This is a genomic window from Streptomyces sp. NPDC003042 (assembly GCF_053591315.1).
In genome coordinates this window covers 1-22133 of sequence record NZ_JBSFTP010000103.1, presented here as the reverse complement: position 1 = coordinate 22133, position 22133 = coordinate 1, and the positions used below count along the sequence as shown (strand labels likewise).

At 73.3% G+C, this 22133-nt stretch carries 21 protein-coding genes and 1 riboswitch; of the genes, 11 read left to right on the top strand and 10 right to left on the bottom strand.

Features of this window, described 5'->3' with window-relative positions; genetic code table 11:
• Positions 1 to 242: 242 nt before the first annotated feature.
• Positions 243 to 1511: a serine hydroxymethyltransferase gene (locus tag ACWDYJ_RS32830; RefSeq protein ID WP_451569254.1), complete on the bottom strand. Its 1269-nt coding sequence runs from the start codon at positions 1509 to 1511 to the stop codon at positions 243 to 245.
• Between the two features lie 36 nt (positions 1512 to 1547).
• Positions 1548 to 1638: riboswitch (ZMP/ZTP riboswitch) on the bottom strand.
• A 110-nt stretch (positions 1639 to 1748) separates the two neighbouring features.
• Here ACWDYJ_RS32830 and rocD point away from each other — a divergent pair.
• Positions 1749 to 2951: an ornithine--oxo-acid transaminase gene (gene rocD, locus ACWDYJ_RS32825; protein ID WP_451569253.1), complete on the top strand. Its 1203-nt coding sequence runs from the start codon at positions 1749 to 1751 to the stop codon at positions 2949 to 2951.
• Positions 2952 to 2960: 9 nt separating this feature from the next.
• On the opposite strand, the gene ACWDYJ_RS32820 is transcribed toward rocD, so the two are convergent.
• Together ACWDYJ_RS32820 and ACWDYJ_RS32815 are read right to left on the bottom strand one after the other, a co-directional pair.
• Positions 2961 to 4157: a glutathionylspermidine synthase family protein gene (locus ACWDYJ_RS32820; protein ID WP_451569252.1), complete on the bottom strand. Its 1197-nt coding sequence runs from the start codon at positions 4155 to 4157 to the stop codon at positions 2961 to 2963.
• A 7-nt stretch (positions 4158 to 4164) separates the two neighbouring features.
• Positions 4165 to 4467: a hypothetical protein gene (locus ACWDYJ_RS32815; RefSeq protein ID WP_451569251.1), complete on the bottom strand. Its 303-nt coding sequence runs from the start codon at positions 4465 to 4467 to the stop codon at positions 4165 to 4167.
• A 188-nt stretch (positions 4468 to 4655) separates the two neighbouring features.
• Between ACWDYJ_RS32815 and ACWDYJ_RS32810 the strand changes: the two genes are divergently transcribed.
• The 6 genes from ACWDYJ_RS32810 (at position 4656) to ACWDYJ_RS32785 (ending at position 10306) form a co-directional block, all read left to right on the top strand.
• Entirely contained in the window at positions 4656 to 5729 is a 1074-nt protein-coding gene (locus tag ACWDYJ_RS32810) for an NAD-dependent epimerase/dehydratase family protein (protein WP_451569250.1), read from the top strand.
• Between the two features lie 286 nt (positions 5730 to 6015).
• Entirely contained in the window at positions 6016 to 6138 is a 123-nt protein-coding gene (locus ACWDYJ_RS32805; RefSeq protein WP_451569249.1) for a hypothetical protein, read from the top strand.
• A gap of 107 nt (positions 6139 to 6245) precedes the next feature.
• Positions 6246 to 7196 carry an aKG-HExxH-type peptide beta-hydroxylase gene (locus ACWDYJ_RS32800; protein WP_451569248.1) on the top strand — a complete coding sequence of 317 codons (951 nt, stop codon included), beginning with the start codon at positions 6246 to 6248 and terminating at the stop codon, positions 7194 to 7196.
• Complete coding sequence (locus ACWDYJ_RS32795; RefSeq protein WP_451569247.1) at positions 7193 to 8338, top strand: YcaO-like family protein; 1146 nt, start codon at positions 7193 to 7195, stop codon at positions 8336 to 8338. The genes ACWDYJ_RS32800 and ACWDYJ_RS32795 overlap by 4 nt, the downstream gene beginning before the upstream one ends.
• 7 nt (positions 8339 to 8345) lie before the next feature.
• Positions 8346 to 9083, top strand: coding sequence for a class I SAM-dependent DNA methyltransferase (locus ACWDYJ_RS32790; RefSeq protein ID WP_451569246.1), 738 nt, complete (start codon positions 8346 to 8348; stop codon positions 9081 to 9083).
• A gap of 35 nt (positions 9084 to 9118) precedes the next feature.
• Complete coding sequence (locus tag ACWDYJ_RS32785; protein WP_451569245.1) at positions 9119 to 10306, top strand: cytochrome P450; 1188 nt, start codon at positions 9119 to 9121, stop codon at positions 10304 to 10306.
• A 16-nt stretch (positions 10307 to 10322) separates the two neighbouring features.
• Here ACWDYJ_RS32785 and pdxR read toward each other — a convergent pair whose 3' ends face one another.
• Complete coding sequence (gene pdxR / locus ACWDYJ_RS32780) at positions 10323 to 11729, bottom strand: MocR-like pyridoxine biosynthesis transcription factor PdxR (RefSeq protein ID WP_451569244.1); 1407 nt, start codon at positions 11727 to 11729, stop codon at positions 10323 to 10325.
• Between the two features lie 47 nt (positions 11730 to 11776).
• Here pdxR and ACWDYJ_RS32775 point away from each other — a divergent pair, with 47 nt between their 5' ends.
• Complete coding sequence (locus ACWDYJ_RS32775; RefSeq protein WP_451569243.1) at positions 11777 to 12289, top strand: carboxymuconolactone decarboxylase family protein; 513 nt, start codon at positions 11777 to 11779, stop codon at positions 12287 to 12289.
• 162 nt (positions 12290 to 12451) lie between these two features.
• Here the strand turns inward: ACWDYJ_RS32775 and ACWDYJ_RS32770 are convergent, their stop codons facing one another.
• From ACWDYJ_RS32770 to ACWDYJ_RS32760, 3 genes are all read right to left on the bottom strand, one after another.
• Positions 12452 to 13441, bottom strand: a complete 990-nt coding sequence (locus ACWDYJ_RS32770; protein ID WP_451569242.1) for a malate dehydrogenase — start codon at positions 13439 to 13441, stop codon at positions 12452 to 12454.
• Between the two features lie 197 nt (positions 13442 to 13638).
• Complete coding sequence (locus ACWDYJ_RS32765; RefSeq protein WP_451569241.1) at positions 13639 to 14139, bottom strand: DUF3017 domain-containing protein; 501 nt, start codon at positions 14137 to 14139, stop codon at positions 13639 to 13641.
• Complete coding sequence (locus ACWDYJ_RS32760; protein WP_451569240.1) at positions 14129 to 14989, bottom strand: bifunctional methylenetetrahydrofolate dehydrogenase/methenyltetrahydrofolate cyclohydrolase; 861 nt, start codon at positions 14987 to 14989, stop codon at positions 14129 to 14131. The genes ACWDYJ_RS32765 and ACWDYJ_RS32760 overlap by 11 nt, the downstream gene beginning before the upstream one ends.
• Positions 14990 to 15197: 208 nt before the next feature.
• On the opposite strand from ACWDYJ_RS32760, the gene ACWDYJ_RS32755 reads away from it, so the two are divergent.
• Positions 15198 to 15845, top strand: a complete 648-nt coding sequence (locus ACWDYJ_RS32755) for a hypothetical protein (protein ID WP_451569239.1) — start codon at positions 15198 to 15200, stop codon at positions 15843 to 15845.
• Positions 15846 to 15926: 81 nt separating this feature from the next.
• On the opposite strand, the gene purH is transcribed toward ACWDYJ_RS32755, so the two are convergent.
• Complete coding sequence (purH, locus tag ACWDYJ_RS32750; protein ID WP_451569238.1) at positions 15927 to 17516, bottom strand: bifunctional phosphoribosylaminoimidazolecarboxamide formyltransferase/IMP cyclohydrolase; 1590 nt, start codon at positions 17514 to 17516, stop codon at positions 15927 to 15929.
• Entirely contained in the window at positions 17513 to 18136 is a 624-nt protein-coding gene (gene purN, locus ACWDYJ_RS32745; protein ID WP_451569237.1) for a phosphoribosylglycinamide formyltransferase, read from the bottom strand. Before purN ends, purH begins: the two co-directional genes overlap by 4 nt.
• A gap of 227 nt (positions 18137 to 18363) precedes the next feature.
• Between purN and ACWDYJ_RS32740 the strand changes: the two genes are divergently transcribed.
• Positions 18364 to 18933 carry a hypothetical protein gene (locus ACWDYJ_RS32740; RefSeq protein ID WP_451569236.1) on the top strand — a complete coding sequence of 190 codons (570 nt, stop codon included), beginning with the start codon at positions 18364 to 18366 and terminating at the stop codon, positions 18931 to 18933.
• Positions 18934 to 19077: 144 nt separating this feature from the next.
• Here ACWDYJ_RS32740 and ACWDYJ_RS32735 read toward each other — a convergent pair whose 3' ends face one another.
• Complete coding sequence (locus ACWDYJ_RS32735; RefSeq protein WP_451569235.1) at positions 19078 to 20577, bottom strand: cell division protein PerM; 1500 nt, start codon at positions 20575 to 20577, stop codon at positions 19078 to 19080.
• Between the two features lie 119 nt (positions 20578 to 20696).
• Here ACWDYJ_RS32735 and ACWDYJ_RS32730 point away from each other — a divergent pair, with 119 nt between their 5' ends.
• Positions 20697 to 22097: a helix-turn-helix domain-containing protein gene (locus tag ACWDYJ_RS32730; protein ID WP_451569234.1), complete on the top strand. Its 1401-nt coding sequence runs from the start codon at positions 20697 to 20699 to the stop codon at positions 22095 to 22097.
• The last annotated feature ends 36 nt before the right edge of the window (positions 22098 to 22133 follow it).

Genomic DNA, 22133 nt, shown 5'->3' with positions numbered 1-22133 from the left:
GCCCCGGGGGCGTTGGCGGCGGGGGGCCCGGGGGGGCCCCCCGGGGAGCCCGGGCGCAGCCCGGGGGCGCTCGCGCGGCGGCGTCGCACCCGGATCCGCCCCGGACCCGCTCCGGACCCGCTCAGCCCCGCCGGCGCTTGAGGCGCGGAGTCACAGCCCCGCCGGCGCTTGAGGCGAAAGGCACAGCCCCGCCGGCGCCTGAGGCGAAAGGGCACAGCCCCGCCGGCGCTTGAGGCGTTGGGTTACGGCAGCGGGAGCCCAGGGGCCGGGAAGGCCGACATCAGGGCCGTGACCTCGGCGCGAACGGCGGCGAGGGCCGGTTCGTCCGACTTGGCGGCCGCGTCGACCGCCCGGGAGATCCAGTCCGCGACCACCGGCATGTGCTCCACCGCGAGCCCCCGCGAGGTCAGCGACGGCGTGCCGATGCGGATGCCGGACGGGTCGAACGGCTTGCGCGGGTCGAACGGGACCGTGTTGTAGTTCACCACGATGCCCGCCCTGTCCAGGGCCTTGGCCGCGACCTTGCCCGGGACGTCCTTCCCGGTGAGGTCGATCAGGATCAGGTGGTTGTCGGTGCCGCCGGACACCAGGTCGAAGCCCCGGGACAGGAGTTCCTCCGCCAGTGCCTTCGCGTTGGCGACGACGGCGTGGGCGTACGACACGAACGAAGGCTGGGCGGCTTCGTGCAGCGCTACCGCGATGCCCGCCGTCGTCTGGTTGTGGGGGCCGCCCTGGAGGCCGGGGAAGACCGCCTTGTCGATCGCCTTGGCGTGCTCCTCGCGGCACATGAGCATCGCGCCGCGCGGCCCGCGCAGGGTCTTGTGGGTGGTCGTGGAGATCACGTCGACGTGACCGGCCGGGGACGGGTGCGCCCCGCCGGCGATCAGGCCGGCGATGTGCGCCACGTCAGCGACGAGGATCGAACCCGCCTCCTCGGCGATGGACGCGAAGGCGGCGAAGTCGATGGTGCGCGGGAGCGCCGTTCCGCCACAGAAGAGGATCTTCGGGCGCTCGGCGAGGGCGAGGGCGCGGACCGCGTCGTAATCGACGAGGCCGGTGTCCGCGCGTACGCCGTACTGCACGCCCCGGAACCACGAGCCCGTCGCCGAGACGCCCCAGCCGTGCGTGAGGTGTCCGCCCATCGGCAGCGCCATGCCCATCACCGTGTCGCCGGGCTTCGCGAAGGCCAGGTACACGGCGAGGTTGGCCGGCGAGCCGGAGTACGGCTGGACGTTGGCGTGGTCCACGCCGAACAGGCCCTTCGCCCGCTGGATCGCGAGGGCCTCGACGCGGTCGATGTTCTGCTGGCCCTCGTAGTAGCGGCGGCCCGGGTAGCCCTCGCTGTACTTGTTCTGCAGCACGGTGCCGGAGGCTTCGAGGACGGCCTCGGACACGTAGTTCTCGCTGGGGATCAGGCGCAGGGTCTGCGCCTGGAGCACCTCTTCCGCCGCGACGAAGGACGCCAGTTCGGGGTCGGTGAGAGAGAGGGCGGGGTGGCGGCTCGCGGACATGGCGGGCTCCTCCGGGGTCGATGTCGGTTCTCGTCCCCGCGAGGCCCAGGCGAGCGGCCCTGTGTGCGGTCGTACGCGCACGACTCCCCCGGAGTTGGTTCTCCGTACGCCAGTCGCCGTGCGTACCGCCCACCTTAGCGTTCACGCCACGCGGAAGGTTTCTGCGCCTGCGATAAGAGCGACGATAAGAAGGTGGCGCACCTTCGCCACAGGCCAGGACGGACGATCGGAGACCCCGTGTCGACAACTGCTGATGCCATTCGCTCCGCCGACGCGCACAGCGCGCACAATTACCATCCGCTGCCCGTCGTCGTCGCGTCGGCGGAAGGCGCGTGGATGACCGATGTGGAGGGCCGCCGGTATCTCGACATGCTCGCCGGATATTCGGCGCTCAACTTCGGCCACGGCCATCGCCGCCTGATCGATGCCGCCCGCGCGCAGCTGGAGCGGGTCACCCTCACGTCGCGGGCCTTCCACCACGACCGCTTCGCCGACTTCTGCACCGAGCTCGCCGCGCTGTGCGGCAAGGAGATGGTGCTGCCGATGAACACGGGCGCGGAGGCCGTGGAGACGGCGGTGAAGACCGCCCGCAAGTGGGGTTACGAGGTCAAGGGCGTTCCGGACGGCCATGCCAAGATCGTGGTGGCGGCCGGGAACTTCCACGGCCGGACCACGACCATCGTGAGCTTCTCCACCGACCACGAGGCCCGCGACCACTACGGCCCCTACACCCCCGGCTTCGAGATCGTCCCGTACGGGGACCTCACCGCGCTCGCCGCCGCCCTCACCCCGAACACCGTCGCCGTGCTGCTGGAGCCGATCCAGGGTGAGGCGGGGGTCCTCGTACCGCCCGCCGGATACCTGGCGGGCGTACGGGAGCTGACGCGCGAGCGGAACGTCCTCTTCATGGCGGACGAGATCCAGTCGGGCCTGGGCCGCACCGGCCGGACCTTCGCGTGCGAGCACGAGGGGGTCGTGCCGGACGTGTACATCCTCGGCAAGGCGCTCGGCGGCGGCATCGTGCCGGTGTCGGCCGTGGTCGCCGACCGGGACGTGCTCGGAGTGTTCCGGCCCGGCGAGCACGGGTCGACCTTCGGCGGGAACCCGCTGGCCTGCGCGGTCGCCCTGGAGGTGATCGCGATGCTGCGCTCCGGCGAGTACCAGCAGCACGCCGCCGAACTCGGCGACCACCTGCACCGGGAGCTGAACCTGCTGGTCGGCGGCGGCGCGGTGACCGCCGTACGGGGGCGGGGGCTGTGGGCGGGCGTGGACATCGACCCGGCGCTCGGGACGGGCCGGGAGATCTCGGAGAAGCTGATGGAACTCGGGGTGCTGGTGAAGGACACCCACGGCTCGACGATCCGCATCGCGCCGCCGCTGGTGATCAGCAAGGAGGACCTGGACTGGGGGCTGGACCAGCTCAGGTCCGTCCTCGCGTAACCGCCGGGGTCAGAGGATGACGTGGGGCAGGAAGCGGGCGTACTCGTCCGTGACCGGCCCCGCGGATTCCCGGATGCCCAGGCCCGCCGCCTCCTCCTCGACGACCCACGCGCCGAGGACCACGCGGTTGCCGTCGAAGTCGGGCAGCGGCGCCAGCGCCTGGAAGACGTACGTCTCCCCCTCCAGCGGGACGAAGGGCTCGGCGTCCTCGCCCGCTTCGTGGAGCGTGACCCCGGCGCCCTCGCGGCCCAGCAGGGGCTTGGCCGCGTAGCCGCCGGTGTCGGCGAGTTCGCGCGGGCCGTCGAGGTAGGCGGGCAGCAGGTTCGGGTGGTCCGGGAAGAGCTCCCACAGGATCGCCAGCAGCGCCTTGTTGGAGAGCAGCATCTTCCACAGCGGCTCGATCCAGGCGGTGGTGCCGGAGCCGCCGCCGTGGTCGTATGTGCCCAGGACCTGCGGTCCGAACTCGTCGGTGGCCAGCCACTCCCACGGGTAGAGCTTGAAGCAGCTGCGGATGAAGCGGAGCTTCTCGTCCACGAACCGGCCCGAGAGGCTGTCCCAGCCGATCATCTCGACGGACATGGCGTGGGTCTCCAGGCCGGCCTGCTGCGCGGTCTCCTGGAGGTAGGCGACCGTCATCAGGTCCTCGCCGAGCTCGTCGGCCTCGGAGTGCGCGAAGTGCAGCGGACCGGGCGGGAGCAGCTCGGCCTGGCGCCGCCAGGCATCGACGAGGCGCTCGTGCAGGGAGTTCCACTGGTCGGCGCCCGGGAAGCGGTCCTCCATCCAGAACCACTGCGGGCTCGCCGCCTCCACCAGGGAGGTGGGGGTGTCGGCGTTGTACTCCAGCATCTTGGCCGGGCTGCCGGAGCCGTCGTAGCGCAGGTCGAAGCGGCCGTACAGGGACGGCTGTTCGGCGCGACGGCGCCAGGACTCGGCGATGCGCCCGGCGAGCTTCGGGTCGGTGATGCCGAGGTCGGCGAAACGGTCCTGCGAGACGATGTGCGCGGCCGCGGCCAGGCACATGGCGTGCAGTTCCTCGACGACCTCCTCCAGCGCCTCGACCTCCGGGAGGGAGAACGAGTAGTACGCGCTCTCGTCCCAGTAGGGGCGCAGGGAGTCGTCGGGGTACCGCGTGAGGGGATAGATCAGGCCCTGCTCCTCGACGGTGCTCTGCCAGTCGGGGCGGGGTTCGATGGTGTGCCGCTGCATGGTGTGGTCAGCCGCCGCTGGAGCCGGACTTGCCGCTGCCGCCGATGCCGCCGCGCACGACGGCGGACTTGTCGAAACTGCCGCCCGTCACCTTGCCGTTGGAGACGGTGCCGCCGTAGTAGTGCGCGCCGGTGCCGCCGGTCTTGCACTCCTTGCTGTTCAGGTGGTTCAGCGTGGCGCGCGAGGCGCAGCGCTTGTCGGGCTCGTCGCTGCTGCCGCAGGCCACGAGCGAGACGGCGAGCAGGCCCATGCCGCCGAGGGCTACCGCGCCGGAGCGCATTCGGCGTCGGGTGGTGGTGCTGGTGTCCATGTGAGTTTCGCTCCCCCTGGGTGGCGTGCGCTGCCGACAGCTGTCGACAGAGTAGAGCGGGGGTGGCGGGGGATGGAATCCGGCCGCCGTCACACCCTTGTCACGGTGGTGACCTGGAGTCAGTTCGTGCCAATTGGGATGATTTACGCGCGGGTGCGGCGGTCCTTTCTTCGGAAGTGGGTGAGGGCGTGGGTACGGGGAAGAGCGCTGTGGTCCTGGGCGCCACCGGGCAGATCGGCATCGCGGCCGTGGAAAGGCTCGCGCTGGGCGGCTGGCAGGTGCGGGCGGTCAGCCGGGGCGGCGGGCCCCGGGTGATGTGGCCGGCGGGGTCGGAGGTCCGTACGGTCCACCTGGACCGGGAGGACGACCGGGCGCTGGCGGGGGTGGTGCGGGAGGGCTGCGACGTCCTCGTGGACTGCGTCGCCTTCACCTCCCGCCACGGAGCGCAGCTCGCCGCGCTGGGTGACCGGGTGGGGTCGGCCGTTGTCATCTCGACATGCATGGTCTACCGGGACGACGACGGTCTGGGCTTCGACGCCCTGCCCACGGCGTGCCCCCGCCTCCCCGTTCCGGTGACCGAGGATCAGGCGACGATCGCACCGGACGACAGCACGTACGCGGGAGGCAAAGCCGCCCTGGAGCGCGTCCTGCTGGAGACGGCGTCCTTCCCGGTGACGTTGTTGCGCGCCGGGATGGTGCACGGGCGGGGGTCGGCGGCCCCCCGGGAGTGGTACTTCGTCAAACGGGCCCTCGACCGGCGCCCCGTACGGCTGCTGGCCCACCGGGGAGCCGGTGTCTGCCACCCGACCGCCACCCGCAACCTGGCCGAGCTGGTCCTCGCGGCGGCGGAGCGCCCCGCCGACCGCGTGCTGAACGCCGCGGACCCCCGGCCGCCGACGGTACGGGCCATGGCCGCCGCCGTGGACGAGCTGCTGGGCCACGAGGCCGAGGAGTACCTGCTCGACGGTCCCGGCGAGCCCGGACTCGGCCGGACGCCGTGGTCGCTGGAGCATCCCGTCGTACTGGACACGGCGCGGGCCGAGCGGGAACTGGGATACCGCCCGGCCTGCGACTGGGCGGGTTCGCTGCCCGGGACGGTGGCGTGGCTGGTGGAGGCCGCGCGCGGGCGCGACTGGCGCGAGGCGTTCCCGCGCCTCGCCGCGCGGTGGGGGCGTACGGCCTTCGACTACGCGGCGGAGGACCTCGCCGTCGCGGCCGGACAGGTGGGCGGCCGCCCTCTCGTACCGGCGCAGCGGAGGTGAGTTGTGCCGGGCGAGGGGTGGCGGGGGTCGCTCTTCCCGTCATGTCCTCGGGGCGGAACGGCACGTCGGCAGGCGGAAACCGAGAGGTTTCCCGGAGCTGCCCGCGGTACGGCGAAACCCTCACACCGCCGTATCCGCAGGACCGGCCCGGACAGCGACCCGGAACCTGAACCTCCGGCTCATCCCGCAAGCCGGATTTCCGCCTGCTCGATGTAGGCCGGTACGTAGCGCTGTGCCCGTTCGCCGGTGGCGGCGCCGGACCCCCTCCCCGACCATGGCGCTGTCGGTGACACCCGCCGAGAACGGCGGGGCCGGTGAGATGAAGGGAGTCTCGATGAACGAGGAGATCGAGCAGGTCGAGGAAACGGAACTGCCCGAGTTCGCGCTGATGATCGACCTTCCCGACTAGAGCCGGCACTGCTTCCAGACCTGACACCGCGTCGCAATCCGTGCGGCGGGCCGCTCCGGTCCGCCGCACGCCGCTGCCCAGGACGGAAGAGGACGGGAAGGGACGGCATGCACGTCGAGCCGGACACGCGGGGAGCCGTCGCCGACCGGACGGCGCTGCTGGAGCGCATGCGCGGGGTGCTCGACCGGGCGGAACTGCCGCCACCGAAGGGCGGGTCCGACGGGCTGCGCCATCCGGCCGCCGTCGAACTCGTCCACACCGTGCAAGGCGCCCTGCGCTCCGGCCCGCTCCCGCCGCAGCGGCGGCGGACGTTCGCGGACCGGCTGGAGCGGCTGCCCGCGCCGTCCTTCGGTCCGGCCGAACCGCAGGGCCACCTGAGCCGCAGCGTGGCGCGCGCGCTGAAGGCCGTACCGCCCGCCGCGCGGGGGGACGGGCAGCCGGTCACCGTCGAGGTCGCCGCATGGCGCGGCGCCGAGCGCGAGGTGCTGGCCGAGGCCGTCCGCCTGCTGACCCGGGTGTGGCCCGAAAGCGCCGCGGAGACGCGGGAGACGGTCACGGAGGTCGCGCTGCTGGAAGGCGACGCGATCGACGGGTTCACGGACTTCACCGTTCACGGCGCCGTCCTGATCAATCGGACGCGACTGACGACGAGCGCCGCCGGCCTGCCCGCCGCGGTGCGCTGCGCCGAGGCACTGGTGCACGAGGGAGCGCACACCCGGTGCAACGCCGCCGCGTTGACGCGACCGTTCCTGCTGCCCGACCCGTCGAACGCCGCCGAACACCCGGACCGGCCCGGGGACCTCCTGGTGGCCACGCCGCTGCGGGCTGATCCCAGGCCGCTGACCGGGCTGTTCCAGCAGACCGTGGTCCTGGCCCGCAGCGTGCTGTTCTACCGGCGGCTCGGCGCCCTGGGCCCGCAGACCGACGCCCGCCGCGACCGCCTGGTGGGCTCCGCGCACCAGGCCGTGACGACGCTGACCGCCCACGCCGGCCGGCTGACCCCGCACGGGCGCCAGGTGCTCGCGGAGTGCGCCGCCGTGCTGGAGAGGACCGCGTGAGCGCCTGGACGCCGCAGGTCTTCGTCCCGTTCCCGGAGCGGCCGGACGTCCTGATCGCACGCGTCGCCGCCCGGTCGCCGGCCTTCGCGGGGACGAGTGCGGCCGCGGGCGCGCCGGTCCTCGTCGGCAGCGCCGCCGGGCACGAGCGGGACCGTGTCACCACCGGCGCGCGCGGAGAACTCCTGGAGCGGCTGGGCAACGTGATGGCGGGCCGGGAGGCGGAGGCCGCCGCCGAGGTCGTCGCGACCCACGGGGAACTACGCCGCCGGGGGATCCCCGCACTCGCACCGGACGTACGGCCCGACGCCCGCCGGCTGTGGGTCCGCGGCCGTACGACGCGGGGCGCGGAGATCCTCGTACCGGCCGGCTCGGCGTTCCTCCAGCACCGCCCGCCGACCGGATGCGACGCCGGGCCGTCGTCCGGCTCCACCGGCGTCGCCGCGCACCCCGACCCGGAGGCGGCGGCGCGGCACGCGGCATGGGAGGTACTCGAACGCGACCTGGTGCGGCGCAGCTGGTACGGGCTCGCCGGCCGGGCGCCGAGCCTGCTCCCGGACCCGCTGCCACCGCCGCTGGCCGCTCTCGTCGGGGCCACGGGACTCGCGGCGACGTCCTTCGCCGTCCCCGCCCCCGAGGGGACCGGCTGCGTCGTGGTGTGCCTGCACCGCCCCGACGGCACGGGCCAGGCGTTCGGGGCCCGGTGCGGGCCCGCGGACACGGTCCCGGACCTGGTCGAGAAGGCGGCGTACGAGGCGCTCATGGTGCGGTGGAGCATGGGCACGCGGGTCGCGCGCCGCACCTGGGACCAGTGGCAGGGCAGCGGCGCGCCCGCCACCGCCGTGCAGCACGCGCTGTGGACGTACCACCGGCAGGACAGCCTGCGCCTGTGGGACGTCCGCACCGGACCGGACCGGCAGCACGGGACCACCGTACGGAGCGCCCCGCGGACCGATCCTCGGACCGACCCGCGGACCGACCCGCTGCACGTCCTCGCCGAGCACACCGGCCAGGACGTGATCCTCGTGCCGACCACGGGGAGACCCGCCCGCGACGCGGGCCTGCACGTGGTGCGCGTCCTGGCTCCGGGGGCCCTTCCGCTGCCCTCCCTCACCCCCTCAGGCCACCCGCACCCCTTCGGTTAGGAGCCCCGTGAACCGCGAACACCCCCGGCCCCGGCCCGGCTACGCCACCGAGTTCGCCGACGACTACGACCGCTGGTTCGGCAAGCGGCGCACCACCGGGACGACGGTCGACGCGGTCGCCGCCCTCGCGGGCGCCGGGCCGGTACTCGAACTCGGCATCGGAACCGGCCGAATCGCCCTGCCGCTGCGCGAACGCGGCATCGAGGTGCACGGTGTCGACGGCTCGGAGGCGATGGTCGGCCGCCTGCGCGCCAAACCGGGCGGAGCGCGGATCCCCGTGACGATCGGGGACTTCGCCGACGTACCCGTCACCGGGGCCTTCACCCTGGTCTTCCTCGCCGGTGGCACCTTCTTCGAACTGCCGGACCAGGCGAGCCAGGCGCGCTGCTTCGCCAACGTGGCGGCGCACCTTGCCCCCGGCGGTCTCTTCGTCTTCGACTCCCACGTACCCGAGGCCCTCGCGGCGGCGACGGGCCCCGACATCGTCACCGAAGGCGACGACCACCTGGTCCTGTGCTACCGGCGGCTCGATCCGTCGGCCCAGCGCTACCACTCGCACTACGTCATCCACGAGGACGGCGCCACCCGCCACCTGCGCGTCGCGTTCCGCTACGCCGGCTGCGGCGAGCTCGACCTGATGGCGGACCGGGCGGGGCTGCGGCTCAAGGAACGCTGGGGCGACTGGTCGGGAGCGCCCTTCACCCGTGACAGCGCCTACCACGTCTCCGTGTACGAACGCCCCTGACCGGCGCCGGTGGAGGGCAGGCCTTGGAGGGCCGTATGGATCAGACAGCGCACATCCGCTCGTTCCCCTTCGACTACGCGGACGGGCTCGATCCGGTCCCCGAGTTCGCCGAGCTGCGCCGCGAGGATCCGGTCGTACGGGTCCGGCTGCCCAGCGGTGACACCGCATGGCTGGTCACCCGCCACGCCGACGTCCGCCGCGTCCTGGCCGGTTCGGGCTTCAGCCGCACCCGCGCGACCCGGGGGGAGGGCGCGCGCATCAACCGTACGACCACGCTGCCCGACTCGATCCTCGCCGCGGACCCGCCCGAGCACTCCCGGCTGCGCCGCCTCGTCGCGCCCGCGCTGACCGTGCGCCGGGCGGAGGCGATGCGACGCGACATCGCGCTGTTGGCCGACGACCTGCTGACAGCGCTGGAGAAGCGGCCCCTTCCCGCCGATCTCGTCGCGCACTTCACCCGTCCGCTGCCCCTGACCGTCATCTGCGATCTGCTGGGGACACCCCGTATGGACGGCACGCTGCTCGACGGGTGGAACGAGGCCATGCGCAGCGTCACCGCCCTGCCGGACGCCGAGGTGACGGCAGCCGTGGACGAGATGACCGGCTACCTCACCGGACTCATCGCCGCCAAACGCGCCCACCCCGCCGACGACATGCTGAGCGTCCTCATCGCGGCGCGCGACCAGGGCGACCGGCTGAGCGAGGGCGAACTCGTCTCGTTCTGCGTCGTCCTGCTCGCGGGCGGCTACGGCACCACCTCGCACCGGCTCGCCGGGCTGATCCACCTCCTGCTGCGACAACCCGAGCGCTACGCGCTGCTGTGCCGCGAGCCCGCGCTGATCCCCGGTGCCGTCGAGGAACTCCTGCGGTACGCCCAGGCCACCGTGGGCGGCAATCTGCGGGTAGCCACCGAGGACGTGGTGCTGGGCGGTGTGACGGTCAAGGAGGGGGAGGCGGTGCTCGCGCTCACCTCGTCGGCCAACCACGACGAGAGCGTCTACGCGGAGCCCGGCCTGCTCGATCTCACCCGCCCCGCACCGGCGCACCTGGCCTTCGGGCACGGCGCCCACTTCTGCGTGGGCGCGCAACTGGCCCGGGTCCAGCTCCAGGAGGCCCTGGCCGCTCTGGTGGGCCGGTTCCCCGCCCTGCGGGCAGCCGGCCCGGTCCACTGGACGAGGGGGCTGGTCACCCGGGCCCCGCGCAACCTGCCCGTGGAGTGGTGAGGGCCGGGCCTCGCCGTCAGCGCAGGGTGGACAGGAGGGCCGCGAGGGTGGGGGTCCAGGCGCTGGTGGACGGGGTGCCGTAACCCAGTACGAGCGCGTCGCGCACCGGCATGGCCGACTCCGGGTGCCGGTAGCGCGCGAGTCCCTCCAGCGCCAGGTCCTGCCCGGCGGCCGCGGCCCGGATCAGCTCGCTCTCCGCGCCCGCCGGCAGGTCCACCACCGCGTGCAGGCCCGCCGCGATGCCGGAGACGGCCGCCCGGCCGGCCAGAGCCGCCACCAGTTCGTCGCGCCGGCGCCGGTAGCGCAGCCGCATGCCGCGCACGTGGCGGTCGTAGGCCCCGGACGTGATGAACTCCGCCAGAGTCAGCTGGTCCAGGGCGCTGGAGGTCCAGTCGACCCGGCCCTTCACCGCCAGGACCTCGTCCACCAGCCCCGGCGGGAGCACCATCCAGCCCATCCGCAGTCCCGGCGCCAGGGACTTGCTCGCCGTGCCGAGGTGGACGACCCGGTCGGGGTCGAGCCCCTGGAGCGCGCCGACCGACTGGCGGTCGTAGCGGAACTCCCCGTCGTAGTCGTCCTCCAGGATCAGCCCGCCCGTGGTCCGCGCCCAGTCCACGGCCGCCGCCCGCCGGTCAGGGCTGAGCGCCGCGCCCGTCGGGCACTGGTGCGCGGGGGTCAGCAGCACCGCGCCGACCCGGGGGCCGAGCCCGGCCAGGTCCGGAGTCCGGGCCCCGGCCTCGTCCAGCCACAGCGGACGGGTCCGCAGGCCCGCCCCGGTCAGCAACTCCCGGTGCAGGTCCAGGCTGTAGCCCTCCACCGCCACCTCCCGCACCCGCCGCTCCCGCAGCACCCGCGCGAGCAGCATCAGCGCGTGCGCGAACCCCGAGCACAGCACGATCCGGTCCGGATCCGCGTACACGCCCCGCGCCCGCGCCAGGTACCCGGCGAGCGCCTCGCGCAGCTCCACCCGGCCCCGTCCGTCCGGGCCGTAGCCGAAGGCGTCGTTGGGGGCGTCCGTCAGCGCCCGCCGGGCCGCCGCGAGCCAGGCCGTACGGGGGAAGCCGCCCAGGTCCGGGGAGCCGGGCACCAGGCTGTACGCGGGACCCCGGCGCGCGGGGCTCCGTACGCGGGCGGCGGCCGCCGGGTGGCGGGGCCGCGCCCGTTCGGCGACCCGGGTCCCGGAGCCCCGACGGGCCGTCAGCCAGCCTTCGGCGACGAGTTCGGCGTACGCCTCCGCGACCGTGTTGCGGGCGATCCCGAGGTCGGCCGCGAAGGACCGCGAGGACGGCAGCCGGGCCCCGGGCGCCAGCCGCCCGCTGCGCGCGGCCTCCCGCAACGCCTCGGCCAGTCCGGCCCGCAGCCCGCGCCCCGCCGTGAGCTCCAGGTGCAGGTCGGCACCGAAAGTGGCCCATGATCCAGTCATGGACATGGACCATAGCGGCGGGCCGCCCGGTCCGTACGGTGAGGGACATGAGCAACCACACCCAGTCCGCCCCGATCGCGGAACTCGCCGCCGAACACGCCCCCCGCATGCACATGGCCAAGGTCGCACCGGAGTTCTACAAGGCCGTCATGGGCATGGAGATCGCCTCCAGGAAGGGCCTGGACCCGGTCCTCGTCGAACTCGTCAAGATCCGCGCCTCGCAGCTCAACCACTGCGCCTTCTGCCTGGACATGCACACCAAGGACGCGCTCGCGGCGGGCGAGAGCGTCGAACGGATCGTGCTCCTCGGCGCCTGGGAGGAGTCGCGCCACTTCTACACGGAGAAGGAGCTGGCGGCGATCGCGCTGACCGAGGCCGTCACCGTCCTGACGGACGGTTTCGTGCCCGACGAGGTCTACGCGAAGGCCGCCGAGCACTTCGAGGAGGGCGAACTGGCCCAGCTCATCGCCGTGATCGCGACGATCAACGTGTGGAACCGCATCGGCGTCTCCACCCGTTCGGTCCCGGGGCACTACACCGTCGGCATGTACGGCGCCTGACAGGCGTGCGGACGCCAGAACGCCCCGGCGGGCAGTGCCGCCGGGGCGTTCTCGCGTACCAGTGCCGATCTCACTGCCGGTCTCAGTACCGATCCGACCGGATCGGGTGAGGACGGATCAGGTGAGGACGGATCAGGTGAGGACGGATCAGGTGAGGACGGATCAGATCAGGCCGAGCGCGCGCACCGCGTCGCGCTCCTCGACGAGCTCCGCCACGGACGCGTCGATGCGCGTACGGGAGAACTCGTTGATGTCCAGGCCCTGGACGATCTCGTACTTGCCGTTCTTGGTGGTGACGGGGAAGGAGGAGATGATGCCCTCCGGGACGCCGTAGGAGCCGTCCGACGGGATGCCCATCGAGGTCCAGTCGCCGGCGGCGGTGCCGTTGACCCAGGTGTGCACGTGGTCGAGGGCGGCGTTCGCGGCCGAGGCGGCCGAGGACGCGCCACGGGCCTCGATGATCGCCGCGCCGCGCTTCGCGACGGTCGGGATGAAGGTCTCGGCGAGCCACAGCTCGTCGTTGACGACCTCGGCGGCGTTCTTGCCGGCGATCTCCGCGTGGAAGATGTCCGGGTACTGGGTGGCCGAGTGGTTGCCCCAGATGGTCAGACGCTTGATGTCGGAGACGGCGGCGCCGGTCTTGGCGGCCAGCTGCGAGATCGCGCGGTTGTGGTCCAGACGGGTCATCGCGGTGAAGCGCTCGGCCGGCACGTCCGGGGCGGCGGCCTGCGCGATGAGCGCGTTGGTGTTGGCCGGGTTGCCCACGACCAGGACCTTGATGTCGTCCGCGGCGTGCGCGTTGATCGCGGCACCCTGCGGCTTGAAGATGCCGCCGTTGGCGGCGAGCAGGTCACCGCGCTCCATGCCCTTGGTACGCGGGCGGGCGCCGACGAGCAGCGCCACGTTCGCACCCTCGAAGCCCTTGTTCGGGTCGTCGAAGATGTCGATGCCGGCGAGCAGCGGGAAGGCGCAGTCGTCGAGCTCCATGGCGGTGCCCTCAGCGGCCTTCATGCCCTGCGGGATCTCCAGGAGGCGGAGCCTCACCGGCACGTCGGCGCCGAGCAGGTGGCCGGAGGCGATGCGGAAGAGCAGCGCGTAGCCGATCTGGCCGGCAGCGCCGGTCACGGTGACATTCACGGGAGTGCGGGTCATGGCCTTCTCCGTTAGACAGCTGGCGGTGGGGCGTCCCTGCCCCAAGTGCTGGGAGGACGCCGCTTCCCTGTCCTGTGAATCTTGACGTGAAGAGACATCCGCCGGTCAGGCTATCCGACCCGCGAGGCCACCAACCCCCGGGTCCGTGTGGTGCACGGCACACGGACCCCGTACGGCCTCGTCCGTCCCCGTCCGGGCTAGCGGACGGTGAAGCGGACCGCGTCCTCCAGGAAGGGCACCTCCAGCAACGGCTTCGGCTCCATGACCAGCGCGAGGAGGGTGATCGCCACGCCCAGCAGCCCGTACGTGACCATGTCCGTGAAGCGGGAGCGCACCGCGAGCATGCCCACCGAGGGCAGCACGCGCCGCAGCGCCGACGCCGCGATCAGCGCGACGCCGATCATCAGACAGCCGACCCGCGGATGGCCCATCGCGGTGGACAGCAGCCCGGCCGCGGTGGCGGTCAGGACGCTGAGCATCGGCCACTGACGGGCGGGCGCGGGCGCGTCCCCGGGCGCGGCGCGGCCGCCGCCCTCGGGGCGGGCGGTGTCCTGGGTGACGGAGGGGAAGCGGCGCGACTTGGCCACGGCGCGGGTTTCCGCCGGGGGCTCGGGCTGCGGCTCGGAGGCCGTGCCGGAGGGCGAGGCCTCGGCCTCGTCGCGGTCGCGGTCGCGGTCGCCGTCGCGGTCAGGCCGCACTGGTGATCCGTTCCGCCGCCTCGACGACGTTGACCAGCAGCTGCGCGCGGGTCATCGGGCCGACGCCTCCCGGATTCGGGGAGATCCAGGCGGCCACCTCGGCGACGCCCGGGTGGACGTCCCCGACGATCTTGCCCTTCTCGTCGCGGCTGACGCCCACGTCGAGCACGGCCGCGCCCGGCTTCACGTCCTCCGGCTTGACCAGGTGCGCGACGCCGGCCGCCGCCACGACGATGTCCGCCTGCCGCAGCAGCCCGGAGAGGTCGCGCGTACCGGTGTGGCACAGGGTCACGGTGGCGTTCTCGGACTTGCGGGTGAGCAGGAGCCCGATGGACCGCCCGACGGTGATGCCGCGGCCCAGGACGACGACGTGCGCGCCGTTGATCTCGACCTTGTGGTGGCGCAGCAGCTCGACGATCCCGAACGGGGTGCAGGGCAGCGGGCCCGGCTCGTTCAGCACCAGCCGGCCCAGCGACATGGGGTGCAGGCCGTCGGCGTCCTTGGCCGGATCCATCAGCTCCAGGACCCGGTTGGTGTCGATGCCCTTCGGGAGCGGAAGTTGGACGATGTAGCCCGTGCACTGCGGGTCGGCGTTGAGTTCGCGTACGACCGCCTCGATGTCCTCCTGGGAGGCCGAAGCGGGCAGTTCGCGCTGGATGGAGGCGATGCCGACCTCGGCGCAGTCCTTGTGCTTGCCGTTGACGTACCAGCGGCTGCCCGGATCGTCACCGACCAGCAGGGTGCCGAGGCCGGGGGTGACACCCCGGGCCTTCAGCTCCGCCACTCGGGCGGTCAGTTCGGACTTGATCGCGGCTGCGGTGGCCTTGCCATCGAGAATCTGGGCGGTCATGTGTCCATCCTCCCGGATGGAGTGGCCCCGGTTCCAGTCAAGCCACTCGCCGGAGCACACCGTTCATTGCACTTGCACAACAAGTCACCTACCGCGCGGGAACCAACTGGACAAGGCCCGTCCGGCGGACCACGATGCCAGGACCAGAGTGCCGCGGGCAGTGCCGGGGGGCGGACCGCAAGACGCAGAGTTCCTCCACGGGGTTGCCGTGCGTCCCCGCACTTCCACGGAGGAACACCTCAAGATGAGCTTCGGCGACCCGAACAACCCGTACGGACAGCAGCCCCAGGCCCCGCAGGGCCAGCCCGGCTACGGCTACCCGCAGCAGGCCCCGCAGGGCGTTCCGCCGCAGGGTGGCTACGGCTACCCGCAGGGCGCCCCGGTCGGCCCCGGCGGTTACATGGGCGGCCCCATGGAGATGCCGGGTGGCGTCAAGGGCGCCCGCGTCATGCTCTACATCCTCGGTGGCCTGCAGGTCATCGGCGCACTGGTCACCATGGTGGCCTCCGCCTGGATCGCCGAAATGATCTCGGGCGCCGACACGTCGGGCTCGGGCCTCAGCAGCACCGACACCGACACTGCCGCGGCCATGGGCGCGGGCGTCATGATCTTCATCGGTGTGATCGTCCTGGGCTTCGCCCTCTGGGCCATCCTCACCGGCGTCAAGCTGGACAAGGGCCGCAGCGGTGTCCGCATCTCGGGCATCATCTACGCCTCCGTCACCGCCCTCTTCAGCCTCTTCAGCCTCTTCACCGCGAACGTCTTCGCGCTGATCAGCCTCGTGCTCGGCATCCTCATCATCGTCTTCCTCGCGAAGGGCGACGCGTCCCAGTACTTCAACCGCCCGCGGCACTGACCCCGTAGGCCCCCGCACAACGGCGAAGGCCGCGTCCCGCAGGTGCGGGACGCGGCCTTCGCCGTTGGCGTGCTGCCGGGATCAGTGGAAGAAGTGGCGGGTGCCGGTGAAGTACATCGTCACGCCCGCCTTCCGCGCCGCCTCGACGACCTGCTCGTCGCGGACGGAACCACCCGGCTGGACCACGGCCTTGATGCCCGCGGCCGTCAGGATCTCCAGCCCGTCCGGGAAGGGGAAGAAGGCGTCGGACGCGGCGTACGAGCCCTGCGCGCGCTCGGCGCCCGCCCGCTCGACGGCGAGCTTCGCGGAGTCGACGCGGTTGACCTGGCCCATGCCGACGCCGACCGAGGCGCCGTCCTTGGCGAGCAGGATGGCGTTGGACTTGACGGCCCGGCAGGCCTTCCACGCGAAGGCCAGCTCGGCGAGCTCGGCCGGGGAGAGGGCGTCGCCGGTGGCGAGGGTCCAGTTGGCCGGGTCGTCGCCCTCGGCCTGGAGGCGGTCCGTGACCTGGAGCAGCGCGCCGCCGTCGATCGTCTTGACCTCGACCCGGCTCGTCGGGGCGCCCTCGGCGCGCAGGACGCGGATGTTCTTCTTGCGGGCGAGGACCTCGACCGCACCGTCCTCGTACGCCGGGGCGACGATGACCTCGGTGAAGATCTCGGCGACCTGCTCGGCCAGCTCGACGGTGACCGGCCGGTTGACGGCGATCACGCCGCCGAACGCGGACAGCGGGTCGCAGGCGTGCGCCTTGCGGTGGGCCTCGGCGACATCGTCACCGATGCCGATGCCGCACGGGTTGGCGTGCTTGATGATCGCGACGCAGGGCTCGGCGTGGTCGTACGCGGCACGGCGCGCGGCGTCCGTGTCCGTGAAGTTGTTGTACGACATCTCCTTCCCGTGCAGCTGCTCCGCCTCGGCGAGACCGCCCGTTCCGTCGACGTAGAGCGCGGCGCCCTGGTGCGGGTTCTCGCCGTAGCGCAGGACGTTCTCGCGGGCGTACGTGGCGCCGAGGAAGTCCGGGAAGCCACTGTCGTCGGCGGCGGCGTAGTCGTCGGCGAACCAGGACGCGACCGCCACGTCGTAGGCGGCGGTGTGCTGGAACGCCTCGGCCGCGAGCCGCTTGCGGGCGGTCAGGTCGAAGCCGCCGCCCTGGGCGGCGGCGAGGACGTCGGCGTAGCGGGCGGGGCTGGTGACGACCGCGACGGAGGGGTGGTTCTTGGCGGCGGCGCGGACCATCGACGGGCCGCCGATGTCGATCTGCTCCACGCACTCGTCGGGGGCGGCGCCGGAGGAGACGGTCTCCCGGAACGGGTAGAGGTTGACGATCACCAGGTCGAAGGGCTCGACACCCAGCTCCGCGAGCTGGCTGCGGTGGTCCTCCAGGCGCAGGTCGGCGAGGATGCCGGCGTGCACGCGGGGGTGGAGGGTCTTGACGCGGCCGTCGAGGCACTCGGGGAAGCCGGTGAGCTCCTCGACCTTGGTGACGGGCACCCCGGCCGCGGCGATCCTGGAGGCGGTCGAGCCGGTGGAGACGAGCGCGACGCCCGCCTCGTGCAGGCCGCGGGCCAGCTCTTCCAGTCCCGTCTTGTCGTAGACACTGACGAGCGCACGCCGGATCGGCCGCTGAGTCGTGGTCGGTTCGTTGCTCTCTACGGTCTCTGCGGCGGTCACAGGATTGTTACCTTTCGTCCCTCAATGCGGTAGCCGTGCCGGGCCAGACGCCCCACGACATCGACGAGCAGCGTGCGCTCGACTTCCTTGATGCGCTCGTGAAGAGCGGCTTCGTCTTCCCCGTCCCGGATCTCGACGACACCCTGGGCGATGATCGGACCGGTGTCCACGCCGCTGTCCACGAAGTGGACCGTGCAGCCGGTGACCTTCGCGCCGTAGGCGAGGGCGTCCCGCACGCCGTGCGCGCCCGGGAAGGCCGGGAGGAGCGCCGGATGGGTGTTGACGAACCGGCCGCCGAAGCGGTCGAGGAAGCTCTTTCCGACGATCTTCATGAACCCGGCCGAGACCACGAGGTCCGGCGCGTGGGCGGCGGTCGCCTCGGTGAGGGCGGCGTCCCACTCCTCGCGGCTCCCGTAGTCCTTGACCGGACACACGAAGGTGGGGATCCCGGCCTTCTCCGCCCGCTCCAGGCCGGCGATGTTCGCGCGGTCGGCGCCCACGGCGACGACTTCGGCGCCGAAGCCCTCGGCTCCGCCGGGGTGGGCGTCGATGGCGTCGAGCAGGGCCTGGAGGTTGGTGCCGGAGCCGGAGACCAGCACGACCAGGCGGGAGGCGGCCATGGGAGGCCCTTTCTTGCGGGAATGCCGTTGTTCGTCTTGTGTGGTCGTACGAAACTCCGAGGCACCGATGTATGGGCAACCGTACGAAGCCACCGACCGCCTGCAACGATACCTGCACACCCGACCGCCCCCGAGGGACGGGGGGACCGGCGGGCGGTAGCGTCTGGCCTACAAGCGCACGCGCGCCGCATGCCCGCGTCCACGACACAGGGGAAGTAACGCACTCGATGCCGGACCGCCGTCAGCCCGACTCCTCGACCGACGACAACCCCTTCGCGGCGCCCCCGGAAGGCCGGCCCGACCAGCCGTGGCAGCCGCGCGACGGCGGCGGCACCCAGGGTCCCGGCCCGTCCGGCCCCGGCCCGTCCGGCCCCGGCCCCTCCGGTCCCGCGCCCGAGGGCCCGGCGCGGTGGGACCCGATGGACCCGCTCCAGCGGCGGGCGCGGTACGCGTTGCTGGCGGGCATGTGGGGCTTCTTCTTCGGGATCTTCGGGATTCCCTCGATGGGGCTGATGCTGGGCGCGCTCGCGATGTACTGGGGCATCAGCGCGCTCCGCGCCAAGCCGGCCCCCCAGCCGCCCGACCCGGCGGCGCGCCCCCAGCGCGCGGCGGCGGTCAGCGGCCTGGTGACGGCGTCACTGGCCCTGGCCCTGGCGGCGAGCTCGTACGCGCTGCAGATCACGTACAAGGACTTCTACGTCTGCCGGGAGGACGCCCTCACGAGGACGGCGGAACTCCAGTGCAACACCCTCCTGCCGGACAACATCCTGGGCGACATCCTCAAGGTCCAGCGCTAAGCCCCCGGGCTCCGCCACTCCACTCAGCCCCGCCGGCCGCCCAACCTCGCCCCCGAACCCAGCCCCGCCGGCGTTTGAGGCGCGGGGCCTGGGGCGGAGCCCCAGAAGGCCGGGCGCAGCCCGGACAGGTCCGCCCTGGTGACGCTAGGCGTCGGGGGCCGCGGGGGCAGGGCGGCGGGACAGGACGCGGGCCCCCACCACCGGCGGCAGCAGCGGCGGCGGCGGCGCTGAAGGGGTCGGCGGCGCAGGAACCGGCGGAGCCAGCGGCACGGGAACCGGTGGAACCAGCGGCTGGGCGGCGCTGCGCAGCGCCGCCCAGCGGAGTTCCCGGACCCCGGAGTCGTGCCAGGCATCGTCGACGACCTCGGCGGCAGCCCCCCGCGCCGGCCGCATCCGCCACGCATGCACCCCCACCGCCAAGGGCACGGCCAGCGCCAGCGTCCACACCGCCGCCGCGCCTCCCACGGCCCACCACACCGGCCCGAAGCTCGCCAGCGCCCGCGACCCCAGCGGCCCCGCCGAGGCCGCCGCCAGCCCGGCCATCGCCAGCCCGCACACCACCGCGCCGAGCGCCGCGGTCAGCGCGGTCTCCCCGTACGAGACCTCCCGCGCCCGCCGCACCGCGAACCACCCCACCACCAGCCCGGCCAGCACCGGCACCCCGGCCGCCGCCCACGTCACCGGCGTTCCCGCGCCCTCCGGCGGCAGCGCCGCCAGCAGCGGGAACCTCGGCAGCGCGGCCGAACCCTCGAACCCGAACGGCGTCGCCGTCGCGCCCGTGCCCAGCGCGAAGCCGGGCCCGAGCCCGTACGCCGCGCCCCACACCATCGCGTTCGGGATCAGCGTCAACGCGAGCAGCAGGACCGCGAACCGCCCCGACCACACCCCGGTCAGCGTCAGGAACGACGTCTGCACCTCCGCCGCGTGCCACGCCAGCGAGGCTCCGACCAGCAGGATGCCGCCGCCCAGCAGGACGAGGACCCCGGCCGTACCGGAGCGCAGCGCCAGCGCGTAACGGGGGCGCGCGATGGCCTTTCGTACGCCCCCCGGCACCCAGTCGGGCAGCGGCCCGAGCGGCCGGCCCTTGGCCGCCCACACCCCGCCGGCGGCGGCGAGGACCGCCACCAGCGGTACGTGCCAGGCCGCGCTGAGCGGGTCGGCGGGCATGGGCCCGCCGGCCGCGTACACCGTGGCCAGCGCGCCGACGGTGAGGTACCCGCAGGTCACGGCGGAGACCACGACTCCGCCCGGCAGCACTCCACCCTCCTCGCCCTCCCCGTCCTCGCCGGCCGCGCTCCCCAGCCGCGCGGCCCGCCGCATGAGCAGTACGGGCAGGGCCACCAGCAGCAACGGGGTCACGCCGACGGGTGCGGGCACGCCGGAGAGGGTTTCGTAGCGGACGAGTTCCGTCCCGTGGGCCAGCAGCCACAGCCCGGCGGCGAGGTGCAGCGCGCCGCCCGGGCCGCTGTCCGGGTAGGGCGAACTGATCCACAGCACGATCACGAGCACGGCGAGGAAGCCGAGCCCCAGTCCGGCGGCCACGGCGCCGCCCAGCACGCAGGCCGCGGCAGCCGGGGAACGGCGCCGCACACCGGCGTGCGGGGCCGTCGACAACGGGGTCCCGCGTTCGGTCACTTGGGTCACCCCGCCATGGTGCCAACGACACGCGCTATGGCCGGGTAACAGGCGAATGTCCGTGGTGTCGCTCAATATACGTTTATGTACTTTTTCGCCCAGGGCTGCCGGGTCGCGGGGAGTGTGGCATGACACAAGGCGTCGAGACGACCTCCGGCTCGGAGCTGGGCCTCCCCTCACCCAAGGAGCGCCGCAAACTGCGCGAAGCGGGCGAGCTGACGCACGAGGAGGTCGCGGCGGCCATGGGGGTCGCCGTGAGTACGGTCCGCTCCTGGGAAACGGGCCGCACCAGACCCCGGGGCAAGAAACGGGAGGCGTACGGGAAGTTCCTGGCCCGCCTCGCGGACCCGGACGCATATGCCGACGCCGACGCCGCCGCGGACCCGACCGCCGAGGCCGAGGCCGGAACCGGAACCCAGACCCGAGCCGGAGCCAGGACCGGACCCGGAACCGAGACCGGAACCAGAGGCAAGACCGGAGCGGGTACCAGGGCCGGAACCGGAGCCAAAACCGAAGCCCGAGCCGAGACCGGAGCCGAGAGCCGAGCCGAGGCCGGAGCCGAGACCCGAGCCGAGACCGGAGCCACCGTCGGCACCGGTGACGGCGACCGCGACCGCGACGTCGGCATTCTGGCCGCCCCCGCGGAATCCTCCGTCCCGGAACCCGCCGCACCCGACCCCGAAGCCCCGGCGGAACCCGCCCCGCCGCTCCTGCCCGACCAGGCCTTCGACGCCCTCTACGCCGCGACCGCCCCCGCCCTCGTCCGCCAGGCCTACCTGCTGACCGGCCGCCGCGCCCTCGCCGAGGAGGCCGTGGAGCGGGCCTTCCGCCAGGCCTGGAACCAGTGGCCCAAGGTGGCCACCGATCCCGACCCGGTCGGATGGGTGCGCGCGGCCTCGTACGAGTGGGCCCTCTCCCCCTGGCTCCACCTCCGCCGGTCGCACCGGACCGCCGTCAGGCGCGACAAGCCCCCGGCCGAGCCCGCCGACCGGATCCTGCTGGCCGCCATGCTCGCGCTGCCCCCGGCGCACCGCCGTACGGTGCTGCTCTACGACGGCGTCGGCCTCGACCTGCCAGACACCGCCGCCGAGACCGAGGCCAGCACCCCCACCGCCGGGCACCGCCTGCTCCACGCGCACGCCGACCTCGCCGACCGGATCCCCGAACTGGCCGACGTGGCGCCCGAGAAGCAGTCCGCCCTGCTGCGCGAGCGGTTCGCCGCGCTCCAGCCCGCCGTACGGCTGGACCCGCGCCCGGCGGTCGTCCTGCGCACCACGGCGGAGCACCGCGCGCGGCGGTGGACGCGCGCCGCGCTCGGCCTGACGGCGGTGATCGCCGTCGCTACCGCGTACACCGCCGTCACCGCGCCGACCCAGTACGAGCCCCCGATGGCGCCCGGGTCGAACGTCTCGGGCGTCCCGCCGCACAGCGGCCCCCAGAGGCTGACCGAGGAGAGCATGGTGCTCCAGGACATGCTGCGCTCCCACCCGGCCGCCGGGCCCGCCCGGATCTCCCCCGAGGGCGAATGAGGAACGGGCGTGGCCCGCACCCCGAGGGGTGCGGGC